Below are 17,757 nucleotides of genomic sequence, written 5' to 3'. Positions count from 1 at the left end.
GAATGCAGCAGTATAGTTCTCTAAATACGACACGTTCCTGCAACGGATTTTTGTTAATACTATCGGATAGTTGTATGATATCAAATGGTGTTTTCGAGCTCGTTTGCAGCAGTATACTCAGTGCGCTTGCCCCGGGAAAACACAATCCCTCTACTGGAACATACCTCAGGGCGCCGGAGAATCATACAGTCTGTCCTTTTTGTAGTCCATCCAGACATTTTTCACCTTATTTCAGTCGGCTAGTGCCAGCGATAAATGTTGCACACGAAATAATCGCATATTTTTTTCGAAATGTTGTTTCGTCTGCTGCCGAAAACAGTATTGCACCGTCGAAGGATTAAGAATATAAACCAAGGCTAGCAAAGGTTGTCTTGCTCGCTTGCAACAAAAGCTTACAAGGAGGAAAAAAAAACATACCGGCGTATTTTCATTCGTAAAAACCACAATAAATAAACGTTGTTCATGGATACACTCTGCCATGATCACGAGTTATGGAATTGGTTAGGAAAAAAGGAACAACACCAATGTCAGAAAGCACTATTAAAATTAAAGGCAAGAAAGAAAGTACATTTCTTGACAAGGCCAAAGGTATAGTCCCGGAAGGTGGAAATCTCAATCTCTGCCTTACCTGCGGTGCCTGTGCCTCAGGTTGCCCGGCTACAGGCCTCGAGGATATGGATCCCCGTAAGTTTTTACGCATGGTCTGTATGGGGCTGGACGAACAGGCGGTGAAGTCACCATGGGTCTGGATGTGTACCATGTGTCAGCGCTGCATATACGTATGTCCGATGAAGATCGACATACCTCAACTCGTTTTCAATGCCAGAGCCGAATGGCCACGAGAGGAGCGTCCTTCGGGCATCATGAAATCATGTGATATGGCCCTGCGAAACGACTCCAACAGCGCCATGGGCACCGCCCCCGATGATTTCGTGTTTGTCGTGGAAGATGTACTTGCGGAATACCAGGAATCTCAACCCGAGTTTAAGGATATGCAGGCACCCGTTGACAAAGAGGGTGCGTTCTTTTTCCTTAACCAGAATTCCCGAGAGCCGGTTACCGAACCTGATGAGATGGTACCGCTATGGAAAATCCTTCACTTAGCGGGAGTAGACTGGACCTACGGCAGCAAAGGATGGGCTGCGGAGAACTACTGCCTGTTCCTTGCCGACAACCAATGCTGGGAAAGGGTCACCCGGGTTTCCGCCAACCAGGCGGACGAGCTGGGGTGCAAGGTCTTTCTCAATACGGAGTGAGGACACATAACATTCTCAGTCCGGGCCGGACTGAAAAAATTCGGTATTGATCACAAATTTGAAGTTGCCTCAATCTACACCTACTACGCAAAATGGATAAGGGAAGGCAGACTGAAAGTCAACTCTGACTGGAACAAGGATCGCAAGGTCAAGTTCACCGTCCAGGATCCCTGCCAGATTATCCGCAAGGGCGAAGGCGACGTGGTCGCCGACGATCTGAGGTTTGTCATCAAGTCGTGTGTCGGTGAAGACAACGTCATCGAGATGACTCCCAATAAATCAAACAACTACTGCTGCGGCGGCGGCGGCGGTTTCCTCCAATCCGGTTTTACCGATGCGCGTCGCCAATACGGTAAGACTAAATTCAACCAGATCATGGAAACGGGGGCCGATTACGTGGTAACCGGCTGTCATAACTGCCATGCCCAGGTGCACGATATCGGGCATCATTTTGGTGCGCATTACAATACTGTCCATATCTGGACACTTATCTGTCTCTCTTTAGGTATTCTGGGACCAAACGAGAGGGCTTACCTCGGTGATGACCTCAGGGACGTTGACGTTTTCCACCCTGAAACCGCGCTGTACTAAACAGGCACTTCTAACTTGGAGGGAAGAAACATATGAGTTTTCAAAAAAGATTAGCGTCGCATGAATTCGCGGTTCTTGCTGAAATCCACACCCCGAAAGGCATCAATATCTCAAGACTGATAAACGATGCGCGGCGCCTGAAAGGAAGGATAGACGCGGTTATAGTACCGGATATGGAAAACGGCATAATGCGTATGAGCGCCCTTGCCGGCGGCGTCCTGCTGCAGCAGCAGGGAGTCGAAACCATCATGCACATGTATTGCCGCGACCGCAACAGAATGGCGCTCCAGGGCGATGCCCTGGCAGCTCATGTGCTTGGCATCCAGAACATCATCGTCGCCGACAGTGCTGACATGAGCGAAAGTGACCACAGCGATGCCCAAGCGGTCAGCGATCTCAACGAGACTGACCTGATTAAGGCCCTGAAGACCTTGCAAAAAGGCAAGGACCTGAGCGGGTTTGACCTGGACGGAGCACCCGACTTCACCATCGGCTGCACCCTGGCACCCTTTAGTTCCGACCAGGAGCTCAACCAGGCTCTTGAGCAGGCCAGGGCAAAGATTGAAGCGGGCGCCAGATATATCATAACTCCGCCGGTTTTCGATATCGCATCATGTCTGCCGGCCCTGGAAAAAATCAAGACGCTCGGCGTACCGGTTATCGCCACCGTCTTTTTGCTCAAGTCGCTGGCAATAGCACAATACATAGCCAACAGTGAGCCTGGAGCAAACATTACCGATGAACTGATTCGCCGAATCCGTAAATCCTCTGATAGAGAGCAGGAAGGTATTGCCATCGCCGGGGAAAATATCATCGCCTTAAAGGATAAGGTGCAGGGTGTCGTGATTCAAACCCTCGGATGGGAGCATAAACTGCCGGAAATCCTCGATGTCGCCGGGATCTGATTATTCATTCAACCTCAAGCTCAACAGCAAAGGATTGACCGAATAATTCGTTAAACCCTGCTAAACCTGTAACAGAAAAAGGTAACAATGCAGAATTCAAATAAAACCCAAACCCCAAATAACAAAATACTTGTTGTCGGTGGTGGTCTTGGTGGTATTCGAACGGCTCTGGATTTAGCGGAAGCGGAAAAAGACGTCGTTCTTGTCGATAACGATTTTACCATCGGTGGGTTAATGACCCAGCTCGACAGAACTTTTCCCACCAACAATTGTGATCTTTGCACCATCTCACCACATCTATCAGAGAGCAATCGCCAGGAGCACATCGAACTGATGTCAATGACCAGTGTCGAGAACATTTCAGGCGAAAAGGGCAACTTCACTGCCTCTTTACGAACTGCTCCCAGATATATCAACCTTGACAAATGCACCGGATGCGGCGAATGCTACAGTGCGTTCCCCGAATGCGTGCGCTTCACCCCGGGACTCGATCACCGTGCGCCTACATGCATGCGCTACCCGCAGGCTACGCCCCAGGCTTTCTCGATCGACCTTAAAAAGTGCGAAGACGTACAGGCACTTGTAAAGGTATGCCCCGCCGGAGCGATAAACCCGGATGATATGCCGATAAACCGCGAGGTAAAATGCGCATCGGTGGTCCTCTCCCCGGGCGCTTCGCTTTTTGATCCGAGCCATCTCGACTACCTCGGATACGCCAACCTTCCCGACGTGGTAACCAGCCTTGAATTCGAGAGAATTCTCTCTGCATCGGGTCCCACCGGCGGCAAACTGGTCCGGCCATCAAACGGTGAACAGCCGAAAAAGGTAGCGTGGATCCAATGTATCGGCTCAAGAGGGCTGCAAAAAGGCGCAGGGAGCTACTGTTCCAACGCCTGCTGCATGTTCGCCCTGAAGGAGGCCATCGTCACCAAGGAGCGCTTCCAGGAAGATATTGAGACTACAATCTTCTATATGGATATGCGAACCTTCGGCAAAGATTACGAACTCTATCTGAACCGGGCGAAAAATGAGTATGGCGTACGGTTCATACGCTCGCGGCCGCACTCTGTTCTTCAGCCCGAAGGCGAGACCGACCTCCTGTTGAATTACACCCTTGAGGATACCACCGAACCGCTCCAGGAAAAATTCGACATGGTCGTGCTCTCCACCGGTTTCAAAACCTCCGAGGCAACCAGGGAACTGGCGTCAAAACTCGGCCTCGAGCTCAACGACAATTTCTTCCCGGTAACCGACGGCTTCAACCCGGTTGTGACCTCCAAGAAAGGTGTCTACGTCGCCGGGACCTTTGAGAGCCCGAAAGACATCCCTGAAACCATGGTGCAGGCAAGTGCCGCAGCGTTCATGGCCGCTTCCGAACTTGGCCCTGCAACCGAGACGGTTGTCGCCGAAGACGAAGATGAGGCAGCGGAAGAGCTTCTTGAACGGGACGTGTCCCTGGAAGAACCCAAGGTAGGTGTTTTTATCTGCGACTGCGGGGAAAACATAGGAGGCCTAGTCGACGTCAACACACTGGTCGAGCACGCCGCCAAGCTTCCCTACGTGGCTGTGGCAAAAGCTGAAGGACACGGCTGCAGCAGGATTTCCATGGAAAATATCCGCCAGACCATCGAAGAAGAACAGCTCAACCGCGTGGTGATAGGCGGATGCTCCCCTAGGACCCATCAGGCCAAGTTCGAAGATCTTCTGCAGAAAGCTAAACTCAACAAGTACCTGCTCGAGATTGCCAACATCCGCGATCAGGCAACCTGGGTACACCCCAACAACCCTGAAAAAGCGACCGAAAAAGCCAAAGATCTCATACAGATGTCCGTGGGAGCCGTGGTAAAGGCACAGCCGCTTGCCGAACAGAGTCTGCCGATGAACAAGAACGTGCTGGTGGTCGGCGGCGGGGTTACCGGCATGACTGCCGCTCTTAACCTTGCGGACCAGGGATTCCAGATCTATCTTGCCGAAAAGAGCGACAAACTGGGCGGCATGGCCAACAATCTGTTAAAGACCCTGGAAGGCAACGATGTCCAAGCCTTCGTCGGTGATATGGTCGATCGCGTTAAAAACCACGAAAAGATTCAGGTTTTCACCCGCGCCATTATTGTAGACCACTCCGGGATGCCCGGAATGTTCACCACTGGTATGCAGAGCGGCAAGCAGATGTTCTATCGCCAGATAGAACACGGCATCACCATTCTCGCAACCGGTGCATTGTCCAACAGGCCGAAACAGTACCTGCTCGACGAGTCCTCCGTGGTTCGCACCCAGCTGGAAACCCAGCGTTTCATCGCCGATAACCCGGATCAGGTGAAACAGTGGGAAAATGTTGTCATGATCCAGTGTGTCGGTTCAAGGACACAAGAGAACCCGAACTGCTCCAGAATCTGCTGCCAGAACGCGGTGAAAAACGCCCTGGCCATCCTCGATGTAAACCCCGAAGCACGGGTCTTCGTCCTTTACCGGGACATGCGGACCTACGGGTTCCAGGAAAATTACTACCGCCTGGCACGAGAAAAAGGTGTCATTTTCGTCAGGTATACCACTGACAGACCACCCGTTGTCGAAGCTGAGGGCGACAAAGTCAATGTCACCTACTACGACTCCATTCTTTCAATGAATGTAAGTGTCACAGCAGACAACCTCAGCCTGAGCACAGGTCTCATAGCGGATACTGATTCCACCGAGGAACTTTCGATGATCTTCAAGCTTCCGCGCACAGCCGACGGATACTTCCTTGAAGACCATGTCAAACTGCGACCGGTTGACATGCCGGTTCCTGGATTTTTTGTTGCAGGAACCGCACATTCACCGAAGCTTATCAGGGAAAGCATCACTCAGGCCAATGCGGTTTCGGCCAGGGCCCATACCATGCTAGCCAGGGACGAGATCAATCTCGGAGCCGGTATAGCCAAGGTTGACGGAACCCGCTGTGCCGCTTGTCTCGTCTGTGTCAGGGCATGTCCATTTGACATTCCGTTTATCAATGCGGAAGGATACTCTGAGATCGATCCGGCGAAATGTCATGGATGTGGTGTATGCGCTTCCGAGTGTCCGGCCAAGGCCATCCAGCTGATGCAGTTTGAGGATGACAGGATCCTTGCTAAGGTGGAACAACTATTTGAAAGGGTAATTGCATAATGGAAAATTTTGAACCGGTAATCGTAGCTTTCTGCTGTCACTACTGCGCCTATACCGCAGCAGACATGGCGGGAAGTCAACGTCTCCCCTACCCCGCAAATGTCAAGATCATTCGAGTCCCCTGCTCCGGCAAGGTTGACGCGCTGCATATAGTCAAAGCCTTTGAAAAAGGTGCAGACGGCGTATATGTCGCCGGCTGTCTCGAGGGTGACTGCCACTTCAAGAACGGCAACGAACGGGCTGCCAGAAGAATCGACTTCGTCAAGAAGTACCTTGAGGAAATCGGGATTGAAAGCGAACGTCTTGAGATGACCACGATGTCTGCAGGAATGGGACATCGTTTTGCCGAAGTGGCGACACAGATGACAGAAAAAATCAGGGCGCTGGGTCCTAGTCCCGTAAAAGCTGCCCAGGCTGCATAACCAGGGCGCTTTAAGCCTTTTGGGATATTTAACAAGGAGAGTGAAACATCATGATCACTGCTGAACGAAAACCTTTAGAAGAACTCATTGAGTACATCAAGCCTTATAAGCGTATACTCCTGCTTGGCTGCAATGAGTGTGTTACGGTCTGTGCCGCCGGCGGACGCAAAGAAGTAGGCCTGCTTGCTTCAGGACTGCAGATGGCAATGCTCAAAAACGGCAAAAACATAGAGATCCAGCAACACACCCTGGAAAGACAATGTGATCCGGAATATGTTGAGGAACTGGTACAGATGATCGACGGTGCCGACGCGGTCATGTCCATGGCTTGCGGCTGCGGCGTGCAGCAAGTCGCTATGCGCTACAAGGACAAACCTGTTTTCCCGGCAGTCAACACCAAGTTCATGGGAGCCTCCGAGCGCCAGGGAGTCTGGGCCGAAAGGTGCCAGGGCTGCGGTAACTGCCTCCTCGGAGCTACGGGCGGCATCTGTCCCATCGCCAGATGTGCCAAACAGCTGATGAACGGCCCCTGCGGCGGGTCCGTTACCGGTCATTGCGAAATCAGCGAAGACGTTGACTGCGCTTGGCAACTCATCTGGGACAGGCTCAAGGCCCTGGGACAGACTGAGAGATATTTGGAAATAATGCCGGCTAAAGACTGGAGACCAGCAGGTGGCAGCGGCCCAAGAAAGATTATCAGAGAGGATTTGGCAGAATGAAAACTGAAAGCAAATTAGAAAAAGTTTTGAAAGCTGGACATCTTGCAGTGACGGGCGAATGTGGGCCGCCTCGAGGTGCCAAACCGGAAGAGGTTATCGCAAAATCCAAGCACCTTGAAGGTATCGTGGACGCCATAAACGTCACGGACAACCAGACCGCAATGGTTCGCATGTCAAGCCTCGCCGCATCCGTGCTCATCAAGCAGCAGGGCCTCAACCCTCTTCTGCAGGTGACCTCAAGAGACCGCAATCGTCTGGCAATGCAGGCTGATATTATCGGCGCCTACTCTCTTGGCATCGACAATATGCTCTGCCTCTCCGGCGACCACACCAAGTTCGGAGATCATCCGAGCGCCATGAATGTTCATGACATCGATTCGATACAGATGATCCAGATGGTCAAGGACATGCGGGATAAAGGGATATTCCAGGGCGGTGCCGAGCTCAAGGGTGCACCCAAAATGTTTATCGGCGCAGCCGCCAATCCCTTTGCCGATCCTTTCGAGCTCCGTGTCATGCGGCTTGAAAAGAAGATCGAAGCTGGGGCCGACTTCATCCAGACGCAATGTATTTTCAACGTCGATAAATTCGCCACCTGGATGGAAGGGGTTTGCAAGAGAGGACTGCATAAAAGGTGCTACATCCTCGCCGGGGTTACCCCGATAAAATCTCTTGGCGCTGCCAAATACATGGCCAACCGCGTTCCGGGTATGGATGTGCCCAAGGAAATAGTGGAAAGGATGGCCTCGGTACCGAAAGAGAAACAGGCCGAAGAAGGTGTTACCATCTGTGTTGAGACCATTGAAAAGCTGAAACAGATCGAAGGTGTCGCCGGATTCCACATCATGGCCATCGAATGGGAAGAAATTGTCAAAGAGATTTGTGAAAGAGCAGGACTTCTCCCTCGACCTCAGGTATAAATAAAAGAGAAGTTTTCAACCCGTAAGCTGATGGAGGATAGACAACATGAGCGACAGTAAACTTGTTCTGGTAGTTGATGACGATACAGATCTCGTGGAAATGGTCTCCATGAAACTGGAAAGTGAAAACTTTCGCGTAGCCAAGGCCTATGACGGGATCGAGGCGATGGACCGGATAGAGGAAGAACGTCCGGATCTTATAATCCTCGACGTCATGATGCCGCGAAAAGACGGTTACACCCTGTGCGACGAATTGAAAAATTCCAAGGAGTACAAAGATATCGTAATCGTACTTCTGACCGCGGTAACGGAAGCTATCAAGACAACCAACTACACCCATATGGGTGGCAAGACAACTCTGGCCGACGATTTCATTCCCAAGCCGATTGATCTTGACAAACTGATGGAGATTGTAAAAGATAACCTATAATCTTCTGTTTTTTTTCTTCCGGGGCGCTGTTTCGCCCCGGAAGAAAAACAGCTTCAATTGAAACAGAGCCTTTGGATATAACTGAAAAAACTCATATTGGCGGGATTAAGTTCAGTCAGGAACTGGTGCAATTCTCAGTTCGCAGGACAGACTTGAGCGATCCGCCCGCAGAAAAAATTCTCACGAGGCTCGCCGAAAAAAACATCAACATTCCTTTTCTCTGCTCAGATTCGGTTACAGATAAAACCACGACGCATTTCTGTGTCGACCACAGTGACGCCGGGCAGGTCGACCAGATAATCACCCTTCTTCCCTATTCAGCCAAAAATATAACCACAATTCGTGGAATAGGGCTCTTGACCCTGTTTCCCCACAGAAACAGCCTCGGGCTACTGGGCAGAATAATCAACACTCTGGCCAGACATGACCTGGCTGTCTATACCTGCGTGACATCCATCTCCGCTCTGGCCTTTACTACCGACTTCAACCAGCTCGATTGCATAGTCGAGAAACTCCTGGACGTTATCGAACTCCCCCAAAACCATGCCCCCTTCCGACAGGAGTTTCAACTCAAACAACCTCCGAGATAAAGGGACTGTGTATGGAAACCATCGCCGTCTATTGGGAAGAGCAGATCAAGGTTTACGGCATCTCAGACAAGTTCGACCTTATGCTGTCCACGCTCACTTTTGATCCGTCAGAACTGGAATTCTGGGGACAGCAGATAGCTGCACTGGAGGCCGGGATAAAACGGTTCGAATTTATTGCCTGCCACAGGGGAGAAGAGGTCATTTCCCTCCATCTGCTGCTGGACAAGGGTTCAGCAAAAACCCTGGATGAGGCCGTCAACCGCTTGGCAGCCACCCGGTCGCTGCACTGCAGGAAAACATGGCCTGTCGATCTCATCTACCTGCACGGCCCTCATTTTCAGGACCGCTTCGGTATCGCCGATGCGGCGGCGACTTCGCTGGCCCGACACAACCTCACCCCACTTATCACCGGTTGTGCCGGCACCAGCATGTATCTGGTTTTTCGTGGCGGTGAAGGAGACAGGGCAAAAAAGACCCTGACCCGAACCTTCCTCACCCCCATGGACAGACAACGTTCATGAAACTGCTGGAGCTGTTCGTGTGACCGGCAAAAAGACAGTTTAGGAATAACTTGTTTTCACCCACACATGTACCGATATGAGCAAAAACGACAACTTCGACCCGATTGAAATAGACTGGCGCCTGAAAGTATTCGATTCCCTGTCGTTCCCCACCCTGGTGCTCCGCCCCGACCGCACCATAATTGCCGCAAATGCCAAATTTTACGAAAGAAGTGAAGTCGTTCGTGATGATATCCTGGGGAAAACCTGTAAAGAGACCTTTAAAAAGGTCGACAATGTCAAGCATCTCTCCTGTCATGAAATAGACTGTCCCCTGCAGCAGGTGCTGAACACCGGGAAATCCCAGTCGATTATCCAGAGAAACATCAGCAGAAAAGGCGAAGATATCTGGGAGGAACGGGTATTCTCACCCATGTTCGACGAAAAAGGGGAGGTTAAGTACATAATCGAGAGTTTGCGTGATATCACTGCGGTCAAGGTCCTGGAAAAAAAATATATCGACGTCAGGGAAATGATCGACAAGGTCGTGCAAAGCTCCGTCAGCGGTATCATCGCAGCTGACAAAACCGGCAAGATAATACTCATGAACGAAGCTGCCGAGGGACTTTTCGGCTACTCCACCGCCGACCTCGAACATTGCAATATAGAGGATTTCTACCCTAAAGGCGTTGCCAGGGAAATCATGAAGAAACTGCGCGACGAAAATATCGGGGAAAAAGGCAAGTTACCGTCTACCGAGGTGAGGATCCTCACCAAGAACCAGGAAGAAATTCCAGTTGAGATGACTGCTGCTATTATCTACGAAGAGGACAAAGAGGCCGCATCAGCCGCTATCTACAACGATCTTCGCGAAAAACAGGCGGTGCAGAAAAAACTCGAGGAAGCGGAGAGCCAGCTTTTCCAGTCAGAAAAACTGGCCTCAATGGGCCGTCTGGCAGCCGGAGTCGCCCATGAGATCAACAATCCCCTGACCTCAATTCTGCTCTACGGCAACCTCATGCGTGAAAAACTCGGCAATGAGCACCCCTTGATCAGCAATCTCAACTATATCCTGGAAGACGCCGAGCGGTGTCAGGAAATCGTCAAGAACCTGCTTGCCTACAGTCGTCAGAAGAGACCGACCAAAGACGTCTTTTACCTCAACAACCTCGTCGGCGAGAGCCTGAGACTGATCCGCGACCAGAAACTCTTTATGAATATCGATGTGGTCAAGGAACTGGACGATTACCAGATCCTGGTCAATGCCGATAAGAATCAACTCTGCCAGGTGGTTATCAACCTCATAATCAATGCCATAGATGCCATGGAAGGCCAGGGTACCATCACCATCAGAACCTACCGGGACCGGCAAGCCGGCAAAGCCTTTATCGAGGTAGCCGACACCGGCCCCGGAATTCCGGAGGAACATCTTTCAAAGGTTTTCGATCCGTTTTTCACCACCAAGGAGCTGGGCAAGGGTACGGGACTTGGCCTCAGCATGGCTTACGGGATCATGGAAGAGAACCACGGCAAGATCTCAATAAAAGAGACCGGTCCCCAGGGCACAGTCATCCTGCTTGAATTTCCCGAAGAACCGATATCGGACGAATTTCACTTCATGTCCATCGGATGAAGGTTCCTACTAACTTTATATTTTTTGCACCAATCCGGTCCTTTATCTATAAATACAATCAATTTTTTTTATATAAAAGCAAATGATCGCTCGACGCAGTTAGGAAAAAACGGTATATTTCTCTTTGATAAAAGAGTGTGTTATGTCATATACGACGCTGCACCACAACGTCGTTTCTCCGAACCAGAAGGTCGGTTGCCGGCGTGAATCGCCGCCGGAATCTGACCGTGAACATCTCGTCACCAACAACTGGCGAAGTCGCCAATGCTCTTCAGGAGGATAAAAGGCCAAAAGACAAATTTCATTTATGGTTATCGCTGACCGCCCGTCGCCGAGGGTCCCATGATATCGTGATAACTATAAACTGAAAACCGAACTAAATATTCCTGGTATTGGAAAAAACAGAGGGTATAGAAAAACAGCTATGAATTTCAATATACTGCTTGGCTTATCTGTAATTGTCTGTCTCATTGGATTATTTATTCGATTCTCAACGTGGTTTTCCCAGGGTATTGCCCCATCTGGCTCCCCCGCATTCAGTGAAAGCAGGGTCGGTGCGGCGATTAAAGGCGTGGTGTCTACCCTTCTGGGCCCCAGGATTTTCCTTGTCATAAAGTCTTTTTTCGCCGATCTCCTCTTTTTAAAACGCACCTTTGATAAAAGCTACCTCCGCTGGGTTGCCCACATTCTTATTTTTACCGGTTTTATCCTGCTGCTGTTGATGCACGCGCTTGGCGCAATTGTTTCTGATTCCCTGTTCGCTAACTACCAGCCCACACTGAACCCATTTCTTTTTCTGCGAAACCTGTTCGGAGTGATGGTCCTTGCCGGTCTTGCGCTCGCAATCTACAGAAGGTTTTCAAGCAAACCGCAAAGGCTCAGGAACTACCCCGGTGATTGGGCAGCCCTGGTTATTATCGCGGCGATAATCTTATCCGGTTTCTTTCTCGAGGGGACCAAGATGTCCTCATATTCTACCTTTACCCGTATGACCGAGGAGTATGGCTCCCTGGACGAAGAGGAGACGCTTGCCCTTGAAGCTTACTGGGTCGCGCAAAACGGCCTGGTTTCTCCCAACTTTGCCGAAAGTCCATCCGCCGAGCTGGTTGCCGCGGGCAAAGAGCAGAACGGCTACAACTGTATCGACTGCCACGCGTCAAACCGCTCGGCGTTTGGTGGTTTTGCCGCAACAAAAGTCGTCGGAGGTTTTTTCTCGTCGGTGGGTGACGCCGCTGCGGTCAGTTTTTTCTACTATCTGCATATCCTGGCGTGCTTCACCCTGCTTGCCTGGCTCCCTTTCGGCAAAATGTTCCACATTGTCGCCGCCCCCCTGAGCCTGCTGACCAAGCGGGTGACAAACGACACGGTCTCATCCCCGGCCAACGGTCTGAATACTCAGATGCTCGGGCTTTCCGCCTGTACCCACTGCGGCGCCTGTACCGTCGAATGCTCATCCTCGATGTTTTACGAGTATTTCGATAACGACTTCATACTGCCGTCGGAAAAGGTGCAGTACCTCAAGAATCTTGCGGCCGGAAGGCCGATAGACAGGCAAACTCTCAAACGGCTGCAAGAGGGTTTGTATATCTGCACCAGCTGTGATCGATGTACCACAGTCTGCCCTTCCGGGATCAACCTTAAAGAACTTTTCGTAAGGTCAAGATACGTTCTTCTGGAAAACGGCAAACCGGAGACCGCCCTGCTCAGCCATTTCTCCTTTCCGCTTGCCCTGGCAGGCAATTTCGTCGATGACCACCTCAAAGCCCTTAAAAAGGTGACCGACCAGTTTAAGGACTGTTTCAAGAGCCTCGCCGATTTCAGTGGTCCGCTCAACCTTGGCCAGACAGGAAGCGGTAACAATGAATCCTACAGAGGGTGTTATTCATGCCGGCGCTGCACCAACATCTGCCCGGTTGTCAGGAGCTTTGACAACCCGTCCGAGGAGTTGGGATTGCTACCCCACCAGATTATCTACAGTCTTGGCATAGGAAACAGGGAGCTCGCCATGGGATCAAAAATGATCTGGAGCTGCTCCACATGTTATCTGTGCCAGGAGCATTGTCCCAATGAAGTGCAGTTGTGTGATATTTTCTATGGCCTGAAAAACGATGCCATCAACAAACTCGAAGCAGGAGCGAGCGTATGAAATATGCATTTTTCCAAGGATGCAACATCCCGATACGAATCAAGCAGTACGCTGAATCCACCAAGAGAGTCCTGCAGAAGCTGGGCGTTGAACTGGAAATTGTGGACCAGTTCAACTGCTGCGGTTATCCCGCCAGGAATGTAGACGAAACGGCTTATATCCTGCCCTCGGTGCGCAATCTTGCAATCGCCCAACAGCGAGGTCTGGATATCATGGTGGTCTGCAACTGCTGCTTTGCTAGTCTGCAAAAAGCCAAAAACGTCATGGAATCCGACACCGGTCTTGCCGAAAAATTAACATCTTTCCTCAGCAAGGAAGGACTCAGTTACTCCGGCAAGACCCAGGTCAAACATTTTCTCACCGTCCTCCACCAGGATGTCGGGGTCGACACGATAAAAAAAAATCTGGTGAAACAGTTTACCGACCTCAAAATATCCCTGATTCACGGCTGTCATATCCTCCGTCCGCGGGAGATAACCCGTTTCGACGATTCGTTCGTACCCGGGATCTCAGAAGATCTCCTCGCCCTGACCGGGGCCACAAGTCTTGACTGGCCCGGAAGGATGGAATGCTGCGGGGCTGCCCTTGCCGGTATCAACGATGAACTTTCCCAGAAGCTTCTCTGTGAAAAAATAACCGGAGCGCAGCTGGCCGGTGCCGAATATATCACCCCAGTCTGCGCCTACTGTCACCTCCAGTTCGACACGGCCCAGCAAAGGCTGTTGGCTGATGCAAAGATAAAAAAGCAGCTTCCGGTGCTTCTCTATCCGCAGCTTCTTGGGCTCTGCATGGGACTTGATCAATCGAGCCTGGGAATCAGGGAAAACAGCACCATAGACTTCTCCGATATTACTAAACTGCAGGCCCTGCTGGGTCCCGTTGAGGAAAAGAAAAAAAAGAAGAGCAAAAAAAAGACACCCGTCAGTGCATGACCACCTTTCAATGAGACCAGCTGTCCGGCGGTTGTTGGCCGGACCCGTTATCCACCGCCGCCCTGCAAATGTATAAGCAGGGCGGTTTTTTCTTTCCATTTTGTAAAGGATGTTTACTATTGGTCTAGAACTTCAGACAGACTTGAATACGTACGAACATGTAATAATCGGCCTGATCTTCGATCAGCAGCGTAATTTTCACGGAGATTTGTATGAGTAAAGTAATTGCTTTTGCAGGAAAGGGCGGGGTTGGCAAAACCACGGTAGCTTCTCTGGTGGTGCGGTACATGAACAAGGTTGACAAGGGACCGATACTGGCAGTCGATGCTGACCCCAACAGCAACCTTGGAGAAACGCTCGGACACAGTGTTACCAGCACGATCGGCGACATCCGTGAAACCTACATGAAAGATCCCCAGGGGGTCCCCTCCGGCATGGACAAGGTCAACTATCTCGAGACCCTGGTTGAGCAGGCGATAATAGAAACTCCTTCTTACGATCTGTTGGTCATGGGCAGGCAGGAAGGCCAGGGATGCTACTGCATGGTCAACAATATCCTGAACAACTTCACCGACAGGCTCAGCTCGCATTATGCGTACATGGTGGTCGACAACGAAGCGGGGATGGAGCACCTGAGCCGGCGCACAAGCGGCAAGGTCGACATGCTTTTTCTTGTCACCGACTATTCCCTGAGAGGTTTACGCGCTGTACGCAGGATAAACTCGATGCTCGAGAGCCTCAAGCTCGATGTCAAGAACCTTGCAATACTCGTGACCCGAGGTCCGGAGAAGCTCGGCGACCAGTTCCTTAAAGAAGTTGAGGAAATCGGTCTGCCCGTGGGTGGCATCATCCCCAACGATCCGGCTCTTCTTGAATTTGACATGGAAAGACGTTCGCTTATGGAGCTTGACGACAATTCACCGTCAGTGGTCGCCGTAACCGAGGTTATGACCCAATACTGTCCCTGATAAACCCCGCGTCGTCCCCTGTTTTCCCAGGAGTACCAACCCGTTTGGTACTCCTGCTATTTTTCCAGTGCCGCCCATCCTTTCACTATTTTTCCTCTTTTGACCCAGGTCAAACCTTCGATGCCAACCCAATGGTATACTTATCATACATCGAGCTTATAGTACTCCTGAGACACAGGAAATGCACCCCAGACCCCAAGGAGGTTATCAATGAAATGTCCCGGGCAAGATATGCAGTACTGGAACAACGACGCCATCTATGACGTAGAGTGTCCCCAATGCGGGGCACTCGTTGAGTTCTACAAGGATGACACCACCAGAAAATGTCCCGGTTGTGATCACCGTTTCGTCAACCCCAAAATGGATTTCGGCTGTGCATCCTATTGTCAATTCGCCGAGCAATGCCTCGGCACTTTGCCGGAAGATTTCCTGGGCTCCCGCGAAGACCTGCTCAAAGACAAGGTAGCCGTGGAAGTCAAACGGTATTATCATACTGACTTCAAAAGCATAAAAACAACCACCACCGTAGCAAGATTTGCTGAAAATATCGCCAGAAAAGAAGGCGCAAACATGGCGGTCGTTCTCTGCGGCGCTTACCTGCACGGTCTTTCCGGCGAGGTAAGAACAACCATCTTGAAAAATGTCGGGGCAACCGACGAACTGCGCCGCACCCTTGACACCCTTTTGCAGCCACCGGCATCAGCCGCTGAAAACCTGCAACAGGAATCCGCAGTGTTGCAGGACGCGTTGGCTCTGGCGAACTATCAACAAAACAGTGGTGGCGACACTGGCCAACAGGTCAAGAGGTCGCTGCACACCCAAACCGCGGCAGCACTCTTTGACGAGATCAGTGGCGAGCGGCTGAACAACTGATCCTGGCTTTAACATAAACACCGAAAGCCGATGTTTCATTCACCGGTGCGGTTGTCTTTTTTCCGTATCGGTGGTCTTTATCGCTTTTCTCATTGGCCAATGAGAAAACCGTACTGAATTTCCGTTTGTTCCACTCCTTTTCTTGTTTCTTGCCCAAGAGTAAGATATTATCTGCCTGTAGGTTTTCACCGGAATATTTTCGCTCCTTTCACCCGAATAGTCCGCGCTGTACGTTGTGATTCAACGAGACAGTCCCTTGCGATAAAATTATTCACGGAAATTTCGGGGAGATACGTTTTACCTTCAACACTCTACTTAAGCCAAGGTGGTTATGTCGTCAGTACTTGTCGTCGATGATGAACGCAGTATGCGTGACTTTCTGAAGATTCTTCTGCAAAAGGAAGGGCACGAAGTTATAACGGCTGCAAAAGGAGCTGAAGCGCTTGATATCCTCACCTCTCGCCACCCCGATGTTGTTGTGAGCGACATCAGAATGCCCGGAATGAACGGTATTGAGCTGCTTGAGGCAATCAAGCTCGGCTCTCCTGAACTTCCGGTTATCATGATTACCGCCTTTGCCTCTCCCGACGATGCCGTAATGGCGATGAAAAACGGCGCATTTGACTATATCAGCAAGCCTTTCAATGTCGATGAGATCAAATCGGTGATAAGATCCGCTACCAACAAGTGCGCTCCTGAGAGAAATCCATCTGAGCTTGGCGACAGTTTTCCGGAGATCATCGGCAAGAGTCGTGAAATGCTAAAAATTTTCGACATGATAAAGCGTGTTGCACCAACTCCAGCAAACGTGCTTATCTACGGTGAATCCGGTACGGGAAAAGAGCTTGTGGCCAAGGCTATCCATAAAAACAGCAATGTCGCCAAAGAAAAATTTATTCCAATAACCTGCAGCGCAATCCCTGAAGATCTCATGGAAAGCGAATTGTTCGGCCATGTAAAAGGATCTTTCACCGGGGCCATAAGCGACAAACCCGGACTTTTTCACGAGGCGGACAACGGCACCGCCTTCCTTGATGAAATTGGTGAGCTTACGCCGATAATACAAACAAAACTGCTGCGCGTGCTGCAGGAACGTGAAATCAAACCGGTGGGAGGAACAACGACCAGTAGAATCAACGTCCGTATTATCGCGGCGACAAACAGAATTCTTGAAGAGGAGATTGAAAACGGCAATTTCCGTAAAGATCTCTTCTATAGACTGGCGGTGGTTCCGCTTCGGGTCCCTCCGCTTCGCGAACGAAAAAACGATGTTCCGCTGCTGGTCGAATACTTTCTCAAGAAATATTCACAACTGCTGGGAAAGGAAATCCAGGAAATTTCATCATACGCCTTGCAGGTACTGATGAATTACGACTTCCCGGGAAATGTCCGGGAACTGGAAAATATCATTGAAAGAGGGGTTGCCCTTGAAAGCTCCAATATCATACTCCCGGAAAGTCTTTCTTTTGCTGGAAATATCTCCAGCACACTCAACCATGGAACAGCGGAACCCTGGGAACATGAGACTCTGCTTAGGGCCGCCGACAACGAAGAACAGCTCTATGAACTCGGTATTGAAAAAGTAATCGCCAATCTTGAAAAACGTCTTATCTCCCATGCTCTTGCAAGGACCAACAACTCGAAGATGAAGGCCGCCGACCTGCTGAAGATAAGTTTCCGCTCGTTGCGCTATAAAGTCAAAAAATACGGCCTGCCCTGATCTTA

At 50.6% G+C, this 17,757-nt stretch carries 16 protein-coding genes; all 16 read left to right on the top strand.

The features are described from left to right. Positions 1–524 precede the first annotated feature (524 nt). Complete coding sequence (locus BLQ17_RS05935) at positions 525–1,847, top strand: (Fe-S)-binding protein (RefSeq protein ID WP_092220764.1); 1,323 nt, start codon at positions 525–527, stop codon at positions 1,845–1,847. 32 nt (positions 1,848–1,879) lie between these two features. Continuing rightward, a complete protein-coding gene (locus BLQ17_RS05930; protein WP_092220762.1) occupies positions 1,880–2,752 on the top strand; it encodes a methylenetetrahydrofolate reductase in 873 nt (290 codons plus the stop codon). An 87-nt stretch (positions 2,753–2,839) separates the two neighbouring features. Further along, positions 2,840–5,899 carry an FAD-dependent oxidoreductase gene (locus tag BLQ17_RS05925; protein ID WP_092220760.1) on the top strand — a complete coding sequence of 1,020 codons (3,060 nt, stop codon included), beginning with the start codon at positions 2,840–2,842 and terminating at the stop codon, positions 5,897–5,899. Next, a complete protein-coding gene (locus BLQ17_RS05920) occupies positions 5,899–6,321 on the top strand; it encodes a hydrogenase iron-sulfur subunit (protein WP_092220758.1) in 423 nt (140 codons plus the stop codon). The genes BLQ17_RS05925 and BLQ17_RS05920 overlap by 1 nt, the downstream gene beginning before the upstream one ends. A 50-nt stretch (positions 6,322–6,371) precedes the next feature. Then, on the top strand, positions 6,372–7,040 hold the full coding sequence (locus BLQ17_RS05915) for a methylenetetrahydrofolate reductase C-terminal domain-containing protein (RefSeq protein ID WP_092220757.1): 669 nt from the start codon (positions 6,372–6,374) through the stop codon (positions 7,038–7,040). After that, entirely contained in the window at positions 7,037–7,960 is a 924-nt protein-coding gene (locus BLQ17_RS05910; protein WP_092220755.1) for a methylenetetrahydrofolate reductase, read from the top strand. The genes BLQ17_RS05915 and BLQ17_RS05910 overlap by 4 nt, the downstream gene beginning before the upstream one ends. Positions 7,961–8,006: 46 nt before the next feature. Continuing rightward, positions 8,007–8,390 (top strand): response regulator, encoded by a 384-nt coding sequence (locus BLQ17_RS05905; RefSeq protein ID WP_092220753.1) that lies wholly within the window; start codon positions 8,007–8,009, stop codon positions 8,388–8,390. A 152-nt stretch (positions 8,391–8,542) separates the two neighbouring features. Next, the gene (locus BLQ17_RS05900) at positions 8,543–8,980 is read left to right on the top strand and encodes a hypothetical protein (protein ID WP_143005445.1); all 438 of its coding nucleotides are present in this window, start codon (positions 8,543–8,545) and stop codon (positions 8,978–8,980) included. Between the two features lie 11 nt (positions 8,981–8,991). Continuing rightward, positions 8,992–9,501 carry a hypothetical protein gene (locus BLQ17_RS05895; protein WP_092220750.1) on the top strand — a complete coding sequence of 170 codons (510 nt, stop codon included), beginning with the start codon at positions 8,992–8,994 and terminating at the stop codon, positions 9,499–9,501. Positions 9,502–9,577: 76 nt separating this feature from the next. Beyond that, on the top strand, positions 9,578–11,113 hold the full coding sequence (locus BLQ17_RS05890) for a PAS domain-containing sensor histidine kinase (RefSeq protein ID WP_092220748.1): 1,536 nt from the start codon (positions 9,578–9,580) through the stop codon (positions 11,111–11,113). A gap of 142 nt (positions 11,114–11,255) precedes the next feature. After that, a complete protein-coding gene (locus BLQ17_RS22500) occupies positions 11,256–11,396 on the top strand; it encodes a hypothetical protein (protein WP_176761104.1) in 141 nt (46 codons plus the stop codon). A 141-nt stretch (positions 11,397–11,537) separates the two neighbouring features. Beyond that, on the top strand, positions 11,538–13,259 hold the full coding sequence (locus BLQ17_RS05885) for a 4Fe-4S dicluster domain-containing protein (protein WP_092220746.1): 1,722 nt from the start codon (positions 11,538–11,540) through the stop codon (positions 13,257–13,259). Continuing rightward, positions 13,256–14,191 carry a CoB--CoM heterodisulfide reductase iron-sulfur subunit B family protein gene (locus tag BLQ17_RS05880; protein ID WP_092220744.1) on the top strand — a complete coding sequence of 312 codons (936 nt, stop codon included), beginning with the start codon at positions 13,256–13,258 and terminating at the stop codon, positions 14,189–14,191. The genes BLQ17_RS05885 and BLQ17_RS05880 overlap by 4 nt, the downstream gene beginning before the upstream one ends. Positions 14,192–14,403: 212 nt before the next feature. Next, on the top strand, positions 14,404–15,159 hold the full coding sequence (locus tag BLQ17_RS05875; RefSeq protein ID WP_092220742.1) for an ATP-binding protein: 756 nt from the start codon (positions 14,404–14,406) through the stop codon (positions 15,157–15,159). A 210-nt stretch (positions 15,160–15,369) separates the two neighbouring features. After that, positions 15,370–16,032 (top strand): hypothetical protein, encoded by a 663-nt coding sequence (locus BLQ17_RS05870; RefSeq protein ID WP_092220740.1) that lies wholly within the window; start codon positions 15,370–15,372, stop codon positions 16,030–16,032. A 331-nt stretch (positions 16,033–16,363) separates the two neighbouring features. Then, positions 16,364–17,752: a sigma-54-dependent transcriptional regulator gene (locus tag BLQ17_RS05865; protein ID WP_092220738.1), complete on the top strand. Its 1,389-nt coding sequence runs from the start codon at positions 16,364–16,366 to the stop codon at positions 17,750–17,752. Positions 17,753–17,757 lie beyond the last annotated feature (5 nt).

This window comes from Desulforhopalus singaporensis, assembly GCF_900104445.1.
Taxonomy (GTDB): domain Bacteria; phylum Desulfobacterota; class Desulfobulbia; order Desulfobulbales; family Desulfocapsaceae; genus Desulforhopalus_A; species Desulforhopalus_A singaporensis.
Note: the sequence above shows the minus strand (reverse complement) of the source record. Positions and strands in the feature narration are given on the sequence as shown.